Source organism: Burkholderia sp. GW821-FHT14F03 (assembly GCF_058803765.1).
The window spans coordinates 295,031-308,597 of the sequence record NZ_JBXAPG010000001.1; the positions used below are offsets into that span (position 1 = coordinate 295,031).

The following is a 13,567-nucleotide window of genomic DNA, read 5'->3' on the forward strand; positions in this document are numbered from 1 at the left end:
CTCAACCCGCGCGCCGCGGTGCGCGGGTGGGCTGGGCGAGCGAGCCGAGCGCGAGGACCGCGAAGATCAGCACGCCGGTGGCGACCTGCTGCCAGTAGAAGTTCCAGCCGATCAGCAACAGGCCGTTCGCGGCGAAGGCGAGCAGCAGCACGCCGACGAGCGTGCCGCCGACATTGGGCCGCGCCTGCCTGGACAGCGTCGCGCCGATGAATACCGCGCCGATCGCATTGAGCAGATAGGCGTTGCCGGCGAGCGGCGCATAGGCGCGCACGGTCGACGACAGCACGATCCCGGCCACCCCGTCGATCAGTGCGCTCGCAACCAGCACGGCGGCCGTGACCGCGCCGACCGGCAGGCCCGAGTAGCGGGCGACGCCCGGCGCGGCGCCGAGCGCCGCGACCGCGCGTCCGAAGCGCGTATGCGCGAGCGCGGCGTAGAGCGCCAGCGCGAGGCCCGCGACGATCCACAGCGGCGCGGCGACGCCGGCCGCGCCGCCATGCGCGAGCGTGTCGAAAGCGGGGGGCAGCGCGACGCTCAGCAGGTAGATCGGCTGGCCGCCGTCGGTCGCGAGTTGCTGAATCGTCTGGCCGATGAACAGCGTGCCCAGGGTGGCGAGAAACGGTGCGATGCCGAGCCGCGCAACCAGCACGCTGTTGAATGCACCGACCGCGAGCGCGGCCGCGAGCCCGGCGCAGGCGGCGGGCGCGACGCCCAGGCCGTGCGCGAGCGCGACGACGAACGCGAGGCCCGCGACATCGATCGAGGTGCCGAGCGAGAGGTCGATCGCCCCGATCGACAAGGCGAGCGTCATGCCGAGCGCCGCGATCGCGAGCAGGGCGACGTTGTCGACCAGCACCCGCTCGATGTTGGCGAGCGTCGCAAACCCGGGCGCCGTCGCGGCAAAACCCGCAAGCACGATGAACAGCGCGCCGAGCACCGCGAAGCGGCGCGACTGCGCGAACCAGTCAGCCATCGGCTCTTCCTCCCGCATGACGCCGCCGCATGAATGCGGTGGCGGCGACGACGAACAGGATCAGTGCCCCCTCGACCCCGTTGACCCAATAGCTCGACAGGTTGTTCAGCTGGAAACCGTTGACCAGCATGCCGACGAACAGCACGGCGACCAGCGTGCCCGGGATCGTCGGCACGAAGCGTCGCGAAAACACCGCGCCGAGCAGCACGGCAGCGACGACGGGCAGCAGGTTGTCGCCGGAACCGGGGGCGCTGCCGCTCAGGAGGGCCCCCGAAGCGAGCGCGGCGAAGGCCGCCGCGATGCCGCTCGCCACATAGCTGGCGGCAATCCGGCGCGCAGCCGGGATGCCCGCCGCCGCCGCGGCCGCGCGGTGCGCGCCGACGGCTCGCAGGTGCAGCCCCCACGGCGTGCGGTGCACGGCGACGCCGAGCACCGCGGCCGCGGCGAGCAGCGCGCAACCGATGCGCGGCACGCCGAACGGCCCGTCTTCGAGCAAGGCGCCGAGCAGGGGGCTGGCGGCTTCCACGGCGGTGTTCTGCGTCAACACCAGTTCGAGACCCGCGCACAGGTTCATCGTCGTCAGCGTGGCGAGCAGGGGGAGGATCCGCAGCCGCGTGACGGCCCACGCGTTGAGCGCGCCCACCGCCGCGCCCGCGCCGAAGGTCAGCGCGCAGGCGAGCGCATCGCCGAGCCCCGCGCGCGTCGCGACCGCGAATACGGCCGCGCACCAGCCGAGGTTGGCCGCGATCGACAGGTCGAGCCCGCCGGTGATCGCATCGTCGCCGCCGCCGATCATCACGATGGTCAGGCCGAGCGCCAGTAGCCCGGTCACGGCGCTCTGCTGCAGCACATTGCCGAGGTTCGCGAGCGTCAGGAACAGCGGCGAGCCGAGCGCGAAGCCGGCGCAGACGAGTGCGACGGCAAGCCACGCGCCCTGCCTGAGCCAGGCGCGCGCCCGAAGGGGCATCGGTGGCGCGCCGAGGGGCGTGTCCGGTACCGCGTTCATGCCGGCACGCCATCGGGCGGGTGCGGCGCGCGGGCGCCGGTGGTCCACGCGAGCAAGGTCGCGGCGTCGGTGCGCGCGGACGGGCAGGCGGCGACGATCCGGCCGCGCGCCATCACGAGCACCCGGTCGGTGAGCGCGAGCAGCTCGTCGAGATCGCTCGACAGCACGAGTATCGCCGCGCCGGTCCGTGCGAGTTCATCGACGAGCAGGTAGATCTGCGCTTTCGCGGCGACGTCGACGCCGACCGTCGGCTCGTCCAGCAGATAGATCGTCGACGCGCGGCTCAGCCATTTGGCGAGCGAGACTTTTTGCTGGTTGCCGCCCGACAGGAAACGCACCGCGCGCTCCGGATCGGCGGGGCGGATGTCGAGACGCCGGATCAGCGCCCGTGCCGCGGTGGTTTCATCGCGGCGGCGGATCAGGCCGACGCGGGCGAAGCGCGACAGGTTGGCCAGCAGAGCGTTCTCGCGCACGCTCAGCGTCGCCGCGACGCCATGCGCGTGCCGGTTCTCCGGCACGAGCGCGACGCCGTGCCGGACCGCGTCGCGCGGGCGCCGGAGACGGACGGCGCGGCCCGCGATCGACAGGCTGCCCTCGGTGGCCGGCTCGATGCCGAACAGCGCGCGCACCAGCGCTTTCGCGCCGGAGCCCAGCGCGCCCGTTACGCCGACGATTTCGCCGCGCCGCACCTCGAACGACAGCGGTCCGAAATGTCCCGGCCGAGCGAGGCCGCGCGCGGCCAGCACGATCTCGCCGTGGCGGCGCGGCGTCGTGACCGCACGGCAGCGCGCGGCGTCGCCGACCATCGCCGCGACCAGCGCGGCGGCCGGCGTGGCGCGCGCATCGAAGGTGGCGATGTCGAGGCCGTCCCGCAGCACCGTCACGCGGTCGCACACGGCGGCGATCTCGGCCAGGTAATGCGAGACGTAGAGCACCGTCACGCCGTCGTCGCGCAGCCGTTCGATCGTGCGCAGCAGCCGGTCGATCTCGCCCGACACGAGCGCGGCGGTCGGTTCGTCGAACACCAGGATCGACTTGCGCCGGATCAGCGCGCTCGTGATCTGCACGATCTGCTGTTCGGCGACGCTCAACTCGCCGATCAGGCGGTCGGGCGGCAGATCGATCGCGAACTGTTCGTGCAGACGGGCGCGGCATTCGCGCCGCATCCGCTTCAAGTCGAGCGGCAGCAACGCGCGCAGCAGGTTGGGGCCGCGGCCGAAGGTCGGCGGCTGCGCGAGGAACAGCGCCTCGGCGACCGTGAGCGTTCTCGGCAGCAGACGCTCCTGATGGATGAAACCGATTCCTGCCGTCCGCAGCGGCGTGGCGGGATCGGCCCGCTGTGGGGCGCCGTCGATCGCGATCGTGCCCGCGTCGGGCGCGTACAGGCCGGCGAGGATCTTGATGAGCGTCGACTTGCCCGCGCCGTTCTGGCCCACGAGACCGTGCACGGCGCCGCGCGCGACGTCGAGCGACGCGCCGCGCAGCGCGGTCACGCCGTCGAAGCGCTTCACGATCCCGTGCAGCGTGAGCGCGGAGGCGCCGCGCGTCATGCGCGGGCGGTCCCGGGGAGGACGGCCGCGTTCGCGTGCTGCCCGAGCGTCTGTTGCGCGACGTCGGCGTTGTCCTTGGTCACGAGCACCGACGGCACATAGGTGTAGGCGGGCAGCGCGCGTTCGCCGGCCAGGTAGCGGGCGACATTGCGCGCGGCGGTCTGGCCGATCAGCGCCGGCTGTTGCGCGACCACGGCGGCCGCGCTCGACTTCGGATCCTTGACGAGCGCCACGGCGTCGGGGCTGCCGTCGACCGCGTAGGTGCGGATCTCGCGCCGGCCCGCCGCGTCGACCGCCTGTGTCGCGCCGACCTGCGGCACATCCCACGCGGCCCAGATCGCCGAGATCGATCCTTTCGGGTATTTCTGCAGCAACTGGCTGATCTGCGCGTAGGCATTCTGCACCGTGTTCGGGATCACGTCGCGCAGCTCCGGTTCCAGGATGCGCACCTTCGGATACCACTTCAGCACGGCCTTCAGCTGGTCGTAGCGAATCGCGCAGACCGGTACGCCGTAGAAGCCGTTGAACACGAGGAGGTTGCCTTCGCCGCGCATGTCGTTGACGAGCTGGAGCGCCAGCTGCGAACCGATCAGGAAGTTGTCCGACGTGACGACGTTCAGGCTCGAAGGCGAGGCGGTATCAATCGTGAAGAGCGGGATGCCGGCCTGGCGGATTTTCCGGAGCCAGGGTTCGAGCACCGAAGCCGTGCCGAGCTGCTCGATGATGGCGTCGGGTTTCTGTGCGATGAGCGTCTGGATCTGCGCGATCTGGCGGCTGTCGCTGCGCCCGGCATCGAGCGCGATCGGCGTGCCGCCGAGCCGCCTCACTTCGTCGATCGCGCCCTGGTAGGCCTTGAGATCCCAGTAATGATCGGTGCCCACCGCGCTGATGCCGATCCGCTTGCCCTTGAGCGAAGGCGGCGCGGTGCCGGCGGCGGCATCGGCGCGCGCGCTGCCCAGCCCGGCGGCGAGCGCGGCGGCGCCCAGCGCGATGAACTGGCGGCGGTCGAGGATAGGCGGGGCAGCGATCATGGCGGGAGACGAAGCGAGGAAGCCGGCGTTGGACGAGCGATCACTGTATGCAACCCGCGCCGGGAACGGAACGATCGATTCGCGCTTTGGTTATGCGCTGGGCGCACATGCCGAAACGGGACCGGCTGCGCGACGGGGGCGTTCATGCGTCGCGTGTTGCATCGAAACCGTCATGAAAATGAAAGAATGTAATGATCGGGTTTAACCCTCGACCGGGGAAAGATGGATTTCCTTTATGCGTAAATTTGCGTAATGTGGAGTAACAAAATGTTGAATGTTTTGAGCGGTTTATTCACTGTTCGACAAATGGAAAGGGTAATCGGCGCACGCGCCGAAATAATCGACGGCCAGCGGGGGCGGGCCTGGAAGGGTAGCGAAGACGGGGGAGCGAGTGGAACGGGCGCGCAGGCCGGTGCGCGCCCGGCTGGACTGGAAGTTTGAAAAATATCCGGGTTGAAAGCCGGAAATAGAATGGCAAAAGGCGGCCGGGGTTTTGATGTCGAGATACTGCATCCGGCTATTGGCATGAGTCGACGCTTTGAATGCGCGCGGATGGCCCTTCGGGTCATCCGCGTTCATCCGGCACCGCAGGGGGATCGTGGTCATGACACCGGTCAGCGAACACGAGGTAATCACGAGTGCTCCGCGCGTGGGAGGTCAGTCCATCGCGCGCGCGCGGCCGATCGCGCCGACAGTGCCCGAGAACTGGTTCAGCGTCAGCGTCGAAGTCGCGGCGCGCGTGGCGGCCGGGCTTGCGCTCGGCATATTCGGCTATGCCGCGTACATCGAATGGATCGCCGATCCGTCGCGCATCACGCTGGTGCTGCTGGTGATCACGGCGGCGCTGAGCGTGGGCCTGTCCTTATTCTCGAAGGTGCCGACCAAGCGGGACTGGAGCCCGTTCGCCGTTTTCTTTTCGGTCGCCGGCACGTTCTATTATCTGCTGTTCCAACTGTCGGCCAGCCAGAAAATCATCCCGGAAGACATTGCCGCCTCGATCCAGGTTGTCGGGCTCGCCTGGCAATTGTTCGCGAAGCTGTCGTTGCGGCGCTCGTTCGGCATTCTTCCCGCCAACCGCGGCGTTGTTTCGCGCGGCGCGTATCGCTTCGTCCGCCATCCGATGTACCTCGGTTACCTGATGATCGACGTCGGCTTCCTGTTGGCCAATTTCAGCGTGCAGAACGTGCTCGCGGTGTGCCTGCAGGTGTTGCTCCAGGTCGGACGGATCTATCGCGAGGAGCGGATCCTGTCGGAGGACGGCGCTTATCTCGCCTACAAGGCCAAGGTCAGGTATCGGGTCATTCCCGGGGTGTTCTGACTTGATGCGGTTCGCCTTCGCGAGCGGGTGTCGCGGAGCGAATGCGACCGCGTGGCGCCACGTTCCGACTGACCGCGCGCGCTTGGTGCGCGAGGGCGCCGGGTTTCAGTTCGCACCGAAATGGCTCAGGACCTGATAGACGAGCAGGTAGGCAAGGCCGCCGGCCAGCAGTGCGATGGGTGGAATGATGAACCATGATGGCTCCCACCTCGGCTTGCTGCCTTGTGGGCCGGATGGCGCGGGATGTGCCGGACGAGGCGGTGGCGCGGGATTGTCCTGTTGCGCCTGTTTCTCCCGAATGGCTTCGCGATACCAGTCGCGATCGTCAAGACTCATGGCGGCCCCTCGGTTATTGTTGTCGCCGCAATTGTAAGCCTGCCGGGAAGGGCGACCGACGAGAAGTTCGAATAAGCACACCAACCCGAAAAGGTGATGTTTCCCGCACGGGAGCGTGCATTGCCTTGCCCCAGCCGATCGAGGTGAAACATGGCTCACGTCGTACAGGTGCCCGCACAAGATCCTTGGGTCAATACCGGCATACGTGTGAAAGCGGGGATGCGTCTGCAATGCCGAGCGATCGGGGTATGGGTGGATGCGGTCATTCCATGTACCGCGGAAGGGTATCCGGCGCCACTGTTCTACACGACAGGGCATCCGCCGCGAATCCCCGACGACGGTCGGTATTTTCGTCTGATGGGGCGCATTGCGCCGAGCGACACGGCACCGGCCGAGGACGATCCGACGCAGACGTTTCGCATGGGCGCCCAGAGCGACCACGTCGCGACTTCGGATGGCGTTCTCTTCGTATTCGCGAACGACCGCAGCGGCTATTACTGGAACAACTGGGGCTCCGTCACGTTGACCGTCGTCACTGACGAAGCGGGCAGCGCATAGTCCGGACGAGCAGGGCGATTGCGACCTATTGCTGCCTATTGCGGATCGGTCTTGCCGTAGAGATCCGCCACGAAATCGATGAAAGCACGCACCCTCGGCGACACGTGACGCGATTTCGGATAGAGCGCGTAGTCACTGGTATTGGCTGAATGAAAAAGCATCTTCTGGTTGCGCTCGCGTTGGGCATGTGCGCTTTCGGACGTGTCTACGCCGATGCGCAGCTGCCAAGTTTTGACGCGTACCCGGTCGCCGACGGGTTCAAGGGGAGGGTTGCGAAGGTCCGGATCCAGTCATCAAAGGACCGGGAATTTGCGACTCGCTTGCGAGAGGTCACTCACGGCAAACCGAATTTTGCCGGGCACTACATCTTGAGTAGCTGGGGTTGTGGCGCTTCGTGCGTCACAACGGTGGCCGTTGACGCGAAGACAGGCCAGACGACGTGGCTGCCGTTCACGCTGTGTTGCTGGGCTCCTGAGATTGACGTGCCGATCGAGTTTCGCGCTAACAGCCGATTGCTGATCCTTCACGGGAGCCGTAACGAGACTGGCTCGGGCACGTACTATTACCAGTTGGGCGGATCGGGCTTCGAGCTGGTGAAGGCCGTAGAGGTCGGCGCAAGTCAATAGGTGATGAGTTGGGCCCGTCGGAGCTGCTGGAGCGCCCGGAACTTTCGGAGCGTGAGTTGAGTGAAGTTGCCAGGGAGATCCGCCGGCTGTACTGGACGATCCGCAACACGAGGCGCGGTGTCCACGACGCGCGGCGGCGACGGGCGTACGCGATCGCGGTTCAAAAAACGCCTGCTCATGGCAGGCCTCTCAAAGGAGGCGATTCTGGGACTGCTACGCTGTTGCCGGGCGCGAGATCGCCAGCAACAGGGTTGCTTTGATTGCCCGCATCGCATCGACAAGCTTGCGCATTCTATTTGACATAAGGTAAATTATCAAAACTAATTGTAGTGGCTGACGATGCGCAAGATGGACCGGTTCAAGGTCATCCAGCCGGTGACCGAAGCGCGGCTCAAGCCCGGCCAGGCCGCAACACGGCTGGGGTTGAGCGTGCGGCAGATCGAGCGGCTGGTGCTGCGCTACCAGGCCGCGGGCGTGGCCGGGCTGAATCGTTCCGGGCAACCGGAAGCCGGACGAAGGTCTGGCCATCCGGGCCTTGATCATCACTCGTGAGCGTTATCCGGATTTCGGCCCGACTTTGGCTCGTGAGAAGCTCCGGGAATGCCATGACCCGGGGCTGGCGAAGGTAACGGCTGGCAAGCTCATGACGGAGGTCGGATTGTGGATTCCGCACCGGACGTGGTTGCCCAGGCTGCCAGCCACGCGCGGACGGGCCTGCCCCTGCCTAGGCGAACTGATCAAGATCGACGGCAAGGACGCCGCGCCGGTGCGAGGTGGGACCGCCGTTCGGTTGAGGTCGACGCGGCTCCCTGTCAACAAGGCAGTGCAGCACCCGCCGCCGCCGCCGTGAACGAGTTGATCATATCGAGCCGATAGCCATGCATATACACGGCGCCCAATTGAAGGCCATTCTCGGGGCGAATGGCCAACTTTTGCCGAAGCCGGTAAATATGCGTATCAAGACTTCTCGACGTGCCATCAAGCGTTCTGCCCCATGCCAGCGTCGACAAAAGATCCCGGGAAACGACGTTGCCAAGATTATTGAACAAGCAGTTTGCCAGGGAAAACTCTTTCGTCGTCAACTCAACGATCTCGCCGCGGAAGGTCAAGGTCCGCGTCACCGAATCCAAGACATAACCGCCGACCTCGATTCGATTTGCGTTTTTCTTGTTGCGGCTGTTCCGACGCAGCAGAGCATTGATCCGCGCGGCCAGCTCGACCTCCCGGAATGGCTTGGCGATGTACTCGTCCGCTCCCGCATTCAGCGCCGCGACCACGTCTATCTCGAGGGTTCTGGCCGTCAAAAACAAGACCGTAGGCCCGTCGCCGAGATTCGCACGAATCCAATGCAGCAAATCGAGACCGCTGGTATCCGGAATCCGCCAATCCAGCACGACCAGATCCACCACATTTTCCCGGAGGAACTGGACTGCCCGCGTATTATCCTTGACTCTCGAAATTTCTCGATCGGATGCACGCAACGCCTTTTCGATGGCTGCGGCTTGATTAAGATCGTCTTCCACTAGCAAGATGCTCATCGCACTCTCCAAAATTCATTCTGTCCGAATGATCCCTGGTTAATTGAAAATCATTTTTTGCGCAAAAACAGACGCATACCGTGATTTCCCGCTAATGGAAAACCACCCTACCCTGAATAAATCAATTGTTTTTGTAAAGAAATGGTCTTGCGTCAATGACGTCTATTCCAATATGCGTGTCGCATATCCGGGGAATTCCATCCGTCGACGCAACGGCAGGCACTGCCGTCACCCAGACGAGGCCCTCTCGTACCCGTTGCCAGACGATCGGGCGGCTGCAACATCGGCCTGATGCCAAAATGATCAGGCACCGTTATCCATAAGATCAGGCCGACCTCGCCTGCCCTGCTTCTTGACATTTCAAATCTGGACATATCATCTGGATGTCACTGACATATCAGTAGAATACTTATGATCGGTCAGCGGGTCAAAGGTTGTAAACCCGTATAAGGACTGGAGCCCTTAAAGATGGAGTTGGAAACAACGGAGGATCACGCTAATATGTCAGTGATATTCTTCTAACTTGGCAGCGGACATGAACGGACAGATAAGTGCTTCCCTTGCGGATCAAGCCCACCAGAAGCTGGAGGAACTGATCGTGACGCTGGAGCTGGCGCCGGGCAGCGTTTGGTCGGAGGTGTCGCTCGCGGACAAGCTGAACACGGGTCGAACGCCGGTTCGCGAGGCCGCGCAACGCCTGGCCGCGTCGCATCTCCTGCAGATCGTGCCGCGTCACGGCATCATGGTCACGGTTCCCAGCATCCATGATCAGTTGCTGGTGCTCGAAACGCGTCGCGAACTCGAACGCCTCATCGCGCAGCGCGCGGCGCGGCGCGCCTTGCCCGAGGAGCGCGAACGGATGCGCGAGACGGTTGAGCAACTCGAGGCAGCCGGCGAATCACACGATGTCGTCGCCTACCTGAGAAGCGTGTACAGGGCCAATCAGCTGATGGCCGAGCTGGCGCGGAATCGGTTTGCGGCCGAGGCGATCGCCCCGCTGCATGCGCTTTCGCGGCGCTTCTACTTCATGCATCACAAGTATTTGAACGACCTGCCGCTGGCGAGCCAGTATCACGCGCGGGTTGCGCGAGCCATCGTCGACGGGGACGAACAGGAAGCCGGGGGCGCGTCGGACGCGATGCTGGACTACATCGAGATGTTTACACGCGACTCTTTTACGCGGGATTTCGAACCGCATCGCGCTTGATCGTCGCGGCGGCTCAAATCAGCACGCCATGCTTCGCCACCAGCCCGCTGATTTCCGCCTCCTGCACAGGCTCGGAGACGTAATACCCCTGGCAATCAACCGGCGTCATGGTTTTCAGCCATGCGAACTGCGCTTCCGTCTCGATCCCTTCGATGACGACCTGTTTGCCTAAACGGCGCCCAAGCGAGATAAGCGCCTCGACCACGGCTCTTGATTCCGGATTCTCGGGAATATCGCGAATGAAGGATCGGTCCAGTTTGATCGTGTCGATCGAAAGCCGATGCAGCGCGATGAGTGACCAGCATCCTGCGCCGAAGTCATCGATTGCGACGCTCACACCCATGTTCCGGACCGAGGTGACGGCAGACGCAAACATGTCGATCGGGCCGGGATCGTTGGATTCCGTGATTTCGATCTGAAGCCGTTCGGCCCGCACCGCGCGAGAAGCGAGTGTCACGGCCAATTCATCGGCCATCCCGGGCCGCATGATTTCCTGGGCAGGTAGATTGATGGACAACGAGAGGCTGCCGTAACCGCAGGCAGTCCAGCTGGCGAGCACCCTCGCCGATTCCGCGATGGCGAACTCCGTGAAGCGCTGCGTCAGCGGCGAGTTTTCAACGAGTTCGATGAATACAGACGGCATCAGGACGCCGTACGTCGGGTGACGCCAACGTATCAGCGACTCGAAGCCGGACAGCAATCCTGGCTGGAGCCGCAGCTTGGGCTGAAAAACAAAGAAAAACTCCTTCTCATCCAGTCCACGCGCGGCATCGTTGACCAGGGTACGCGGGCAGCCGAGTTCGGCTGCCTTGCCGATGGTCGACGCTGCGGTCCCTATGCCACGTTTTCCGGTGTTTGACAAAATGCTCTCGCTGTTCGCTCAAGCTCCGGTCCGACCATGCCGCAACACGCTATTCCCAGGTTTGACGCCAAGCCTCTGCGTTGCAACCGAAACGTGGAGCAAAGTACTTTTTGCATAGTAATAGAGCGAATTCAGGGCGACTGTGAACGATTGCCACGCTTTGACTGGGCGCCCTTCCCTGCGCTTCAGATATCCGAATCCAAAAACCGAGGGAGCGTGTCAAGGCGAGTAGCGGCAGTGCCGCGGGGGTGGTGGCAACGCCGAGTGTCGGCGTGCCGCATGTGCGTCGGTATACCCGGCGACGCTGTCCGGTTCTGGAAATTCAGCGCATTCAGCACGGATTTCGACGGCTTGTAGCTTGAAACGCCGACCGGCGCGCACCAACTGAGCGCGCCGGTCGGACGGCTGGCGTTACTTCCACTGATACAACATGCCCGCCCCGATCACCTTCTGGCCGCCGCTGAAGCCGCCGTTGAGCGACGCCTTCAGGTTATCGGTGATCCGTGCCTGCATATTGACCGCCATCGCTTTCTGACCGAGGAAGGTCGACGTGCCGACCCCCATCCCGAAGTTGGCGTCGCGGTCGAGTTGCGGGATCGACGCCATCGCGCCGACGGCTGCGATACCCTGCCGCGCCATCTGGTCGGTCTGCTGCAATTGCGAGCTGAGGCTGTTGATCTGGACCTGCTGGCTGGACAGCGCCGTCGACATGGTCGACTGCACGGCGTTCAGCTGATTCAGGTTGACCGCATCGGTGCCCTGCGTACCGGGCGCGACATTGATGATCTGCCGCTGCTGCGTGTCGCTGCCGACCGACACGACGTTCGAGCGGCCGCCGTCCGTCGAATTCGAGCCGATCGCCACCGAGTTCGAGCCGGCGGTGACGGTCGGCTTGTCCGAACCCGTGCCGTTCATGTCGGCCGCGACACCCGTTGAGTTCTGCGAAAGCGTCGTGTTGTTGATCGAGGTCGAAAGCGACGTCAACTGGTTGTTGATGTTCGCCACCCCGGTCGACAACGAACCGATGCTGGTCGACGTGGAACTGGACAGCTGTGCCACCGTGCTGTTGGTCGTGCTCAAACCCGTCGACAGTGAGGTGACTCCCGTCGACAGCGAGCTGATGTTGGTCGCCGTCGACGTCGACAGGCTGTTGAGCGCCTGATTCGTCGCGTTCAGCTGGCTGCCGTTGACCGCATCCGTGCTGGTCGCGGAGACCCGGCCGGCGGCGACATTGGTGACCTGACGCTCCGCGCCCGGCGCGCCCACGCTCACGACGCTCGTCGGCGAAGTGCCCGCGAAGCCGTACGAGACGCCGCCGATCGTCGCGCTGGCCGTCGGGTTCGGCGCGGCCGTGACCGAGCCGGAACCGAGCGCGACGTCGTTCGCGTTGTTCGCGACCGCATTCGAGCCGAACGCGAGCGAGCCGGCGCCGACTGCCGTCGCCGTATTGCCGAAGGAGATCGAGCCCGTGCCGGCAGCCGTGCTGGCATTGCCGATCGCCAGCGCGTCATTGCCGCTCGCCACGCTCGCCGCGCCAATCGACACGGCCTGGCTGCCGCTTGCCAATGCGCCCTGCCCGATCGCGACCGCGCCGCTCGACGAGGCGTTCGCGCCGTCGCCCACCGCGACGCTGCTCGCGCCCGAGGCGCTCGCATTCGTCCCCGCGGCAAGCGCGTTGGTGCCCGTCGCGCCGTCGTTGTTGTAGTTGCCTTGCTGCGTGCCGTTGTCGTTCACACTGTAGTAGTGCGTCTTCGCGGCGCTAATCGCGGTCGAGGTCGACGTCGACAAGGACGCAATATTGCTGTTCGTCGTCGACAGGCCGGTGGACAAGGAGCTGATCCCGGTCGAGGTCGACGTGGACAGCGACAGGACCGTGCTGTTGGTCGTGCTCAAGCCCGTGGACAAGGAACTGATGCCGGTCGAGGTCGACGTGGACAGCGAAACGATGCTGCTGTTGGTCGAACTCAAGCCCGTGGACAACGAACCGATCCCCGTGGACGTCGAGGTGGACAGCGACACGATCGAACTGGTCGCCGATGACAAGCCGGTCGACGTCGAAGTCGACAGGCTGTTGATCGCCGTGTTCGTCGAGAACAGTTGCGAACCGTTGATCGCATCCGTGCTCGTCGCCGTCACCTGGCCTGCCGCGACGTTCGTGATCTGGCGTTCCGCGCCCGGCGCGCCCACGCTCACCACACCCACCGGGGTCGTGCCTGCGTAGTTGTAGGTCACCCCGCCGACCGTGCCCGTGGCCGTCGGATTGGCTGCCGCCGTCACCGAGTTCGAACCCAGCGCCACGCTGTTCGCGATGCTGGCGACTGCGTTTTGGCCCAGGGCGACCGAACCGGCCGCGCTGGCGTTCGAGCCGTCACCCACTGCCACCGCGCTCGCGCCCGCTGCCGTCGCGTTCGTGCCCGCTGCCAGCGCGTTGATGCCCGTCGCGCCGTCGTTGGCGTAGTTGCCTTGCTGCGTGCCGTTGTCGTTGACGCTGTAGTAGTGCGTCTTCGACGCGTTGACAGCGGTCGACAGCGACGAGATCGAGCTGTTTGCGGTCGACAGGCC

General features: G+C 64.9%; 14 protein-coding genes. 5 read left to right on the forward strand and 9 right to left on the reverse strand.

Features of this window, described 5'->3' with window-relative positions:
• Position 1 precedes the first annotated feature (1 nt).
• The 5 genes from AC1RQF_RS01460 to AC1RQF_RS01480 form a co-directional block, all read right to left on the reverse strand.
• Positions 2–973, reverse strand: a complete 972-nt coding sequence (locus tag AC1RQF_RS01460) for an ABC transporter permease (protein ID WP_492871127.1) — start codon at positions 971–973, stop codon at positions 2–4.
• Positions 966–1,979: an ABC transporter permease gene (locus AC1RQF_RS01465; RefSeq protein ID WP_492871128.1), complete on the reverse strand. Its 1,014-nt coding sequence runs from the start codon at positions 1,977–1,979 to the stop codon at positions 966–968. Before AC1RQF_RS01465 ends, AC1RQF_RS01460 begins: the two co-directional genes overlap by 8 nt.
• Positions 1,976–3,529, reverse strand: a complete 1,554-nt coding sequence (locus AC1RQF_RS01470) for a sugar ABC transporter ATP-binding protein (protein WP_492871129.1) — start codon at positions 3,527–3,529, stop codon at positions 1,976–1,978. Before AC1RQF_RS01470 ends, AC1RQF_RS01465 begins: the two co-directional genes overlap by 4 nt.
• Positions 3,526–4,560 carry a sugar ABC transporter substrate-binding protein gene (locus AC1RQF_RS01475; protein WP_492871130.1) on the reverse strand — a complete coding sequence of 345 codons (1,035 nt, stop codon included), beginning with the start codon at positions 4,558–4,560 and terminating at the stop codon, positions 3,526–3,528. The genes AC1RQF_RS01470 and AC1RQF_RS01475 overlap by 4 nt, the downstream gene beginning before the upstream one ends.
• Positions 4,561–4,848: 288 nt before the next feature.
• Entirely contained in the window at positions 4,849–5,166 is a 318-nt protein-coding gene (locus tag AC1RQF_RS01480; RefSeq protein ID WP_492871131.1) for a hypothetical protein, read from the reverse strand.
• Between AC1RQF_RS01480 and AC1RQF_RS01485 the strand changes: the two genes are divergently transcribed.
• Positions 5,165–5,878 (forward strand): methyltransferase family protein, encoded by a 714-nt coding sequence (locus tag AC1RQF_RS01485; RefSeq protein ID WP_443111429.1) that lies wholly within the window; start codon positions 5,165–5,167, stop codon positions 5,876–5,878. The genes AC1RQF_RS01480 and AC1RQF_RS01485 overlap by 2 nt on opposite strands.
• A 105-nt stretch (positions 5,879–5,983) precedes the next feature.
• On the opposite strand, the gene AC1RQF_RS01490 is transcribed toward AC1RQF_RS01485, so the two are convergent.
• A complete protein-coding gene (locus tag AC1RQF_RS01490; RefSeq protein WP_273995976.1) occupies positions 5,984–6,214 on the reverse strand; it encodes a hypothetical protein in 231 nt (76 codons plus the stop codon).
• A 150-nt stretch (positions 6,215–6,364) separates the two neighbouring features.
• Between AC1RQF_RS01490 and AC1RQF_RS01495 the strand changes: the two genes are divergently transcribed.
• The 3 genes from AC1RQF_RS01495 to AC1RQF_RS01505 all read left to right on the forward strand — a co-directional run bounded on the left by AC1RQF_RS01495 (position 6,365) and on the right by AC1RQF_RS01505 (position 7,950).
• The gene (locus AC1RQF_RS01495) at positions 6,365–6,772 is read left to right on the forward strand and encodes a hypothetical protein (protein ID WP_492871132.1); all 408 of its coding nucleotides are present in this window, start codon (positions 6,365–6,367) and stop codon (positions 6,770–6,772) included.
• A gap of 149 nt (positions 6,773–6,921) precedes the next feature.
• The gene (locus AC1RQF_RS01500) at positions 6,922–7,398 is read left to right on the forward strand and encodes a hypothetical protein (RefSeq protein WP_273995980.1); all 477 of its coding nucleotides are present in this window, start codon (positions 6,922–6,924) and stop codon (positions 7,396–7,398) included.
• 348 nt (positions 7,399–7,746) lie between these two features.
• A complete protein-coding gene (locus AC1RQF_RS01505; protein ID WP_492871133.1) occupies positions 7,747–7,950 on the forward strand; it encodes a hypothetical protein in 204 nt (67 codons plus the stop codon).
• 260 nt (positions 7,951–8,210) lie between these two features.
• On the opposite strand, the gene AC1RQF_RS01510 is transcribed toward AC1RQF_RS01505, so the two are convergent.
• On the reverse strand, positions 8,211–8,936 hold the full coding sequence (locus tag AC1RQF_RS01510) for a response regulator transcription factor (RefSeq protein ID WP_273995983.1): 726 nt from the start codon (positions 8,934–8,936) through the stop codon (positions 8,211–8,213).
• 535 nt (positions 8,937–9,471) lie between these two features.
• Here AC1RQF_RS01510 and AC1RQF_RS01515 point away from each other — a divergent pair.
• Positions 9,472–10,143, forward strand: a complete 672-nt coding sequence (locus AC1RQF_RS01515) for a GntR family transcriptional regulator (RefSeq protein WP_492871141.1) — start codon at positions 9,472–9,474, stop codon at positions 10,141–10,143.
• Between the two features lie 13 nt (positions 10,144–10,156).
• On the opposite strand, the gene AC1RQF_RS01520 is transcribed toward AC1RQF_RS01515, so the two are convergent.
• Both AC1RQF_RS01520 and AC1RQF_RS01525 read right to left on the reverse strand, forming a co-directional pair.
• Positions 10,157–11,005, reverse strand: a complete 849-nt coding sequence (locus AC1RQF_RS01520) for an EAL domain-containing protein (RefSeq protein ID WP_492871134.1) — start codon at positions 11,003–11,005, stop codon at positions 10,157–10,159.
• A gap of 411 nt (positions 11,006–11,416) precedes the next feature.
• A partial coding sequence (locus tag AC1RQF_RS01525) for a YadA family autotransporter adhesin (RefSeq protein ID WP_492871135.1) occupies positions 11,417–13,567 on the reverse strand: 2,151 nt, incomplete at its 5' end.

Excerpts from the sequence above, each read along its gene's own strand:
- AC1RQF_RS01500 (WP_273995980.1), top strand. The coding sequence starts at position 6,922 with ATGAAAAAGCATCTTCTGGTTGCGCTCGCGTTGGGCATGTGCGCTTTC.
- AC1RQF_RS01510 (WP_273995983.1), bottom strand. The coding sequence starts at position 8,936 with ATGAGCATCTTGCTAGTGGAAGACGATCTTAATCAAGCCGCAGCCATC.
- AC1RQF_RS01505 (WP_492871133.1), top strand. The coding sequence starts at position 7,747 with ATGGACCGGTTCAAGGTCATCCAGCCGGTGACCGAAGCGCGGCTCAAG.
- AC1RQF_RS01485 (WP_443111429.1), top strand. The coding sequence starts at position 5,165 with ATGACACCGGTCAGCGAACACGAGGTAATCACGAGTGCTCCGCGCGTG.
- AC1RQF_RS01495 (WP_492871132.1), top strand. The coding sequence starts at position 6,365 with ATGGCTCACGTCGTACAGGTGCCCGCACAAGATCCTTGGGTCAATACC.
- AC1RQF_RS01490 (WP_273995976.1), bottom strand. The coding sequence starts at position 6,214 with ATGAGTCTTGACGATCGCGACTGGTATCGCGAAGCCATTCGGGAGAAA.
- AC1RQF_RS01515 (WP_492871141.1), top strand. The coding sequence starts at position 9,472 with ATGAACGGACAGATAAGTGCTTCCCTTGCGGATCAAGCCCACCAGAAG.
- AC1RQF_RS01470 (WP_492871129.1), bottom strand. The coding sequence starts at position 3,529 with ATGACGCGCGGCGCCTCCGCGCTCACGCTGCACGGGATCGTGAAGCGC.
- AC1RQF_RS01480 (WP_492871131.1), bottom strand. The coding sequence starts at position 5,166 with ATGACCACGATCCCCCTGCGGTGCCGGATGAACGCGGATGACCCGAAG.
- AC1RQF_RS01465 (WP_492871128.1), bottom strand. The coding sequence starts at position 1,979 with ATGAACGCGGTACCGGACACGCCCCTCGGCGCGCCACCGATGCCCCTT.
- AC1RQF_RS01460 (WP_492871127.1), bottom strand. The coding sequence starts at position 973 with ATGGCTGACTGGTTCGCGCAGTCGCGCCGCTTCGCGGTGCTCGGCGCG.
- AC1RQF_RS01475 (WP_492871130.1), bottom strand. The coding sequence starts at position 4,560 with ATGATCGCTGCCCCGCCTATCCTCGACCGCCGCCAGTTCATCGCGCTG.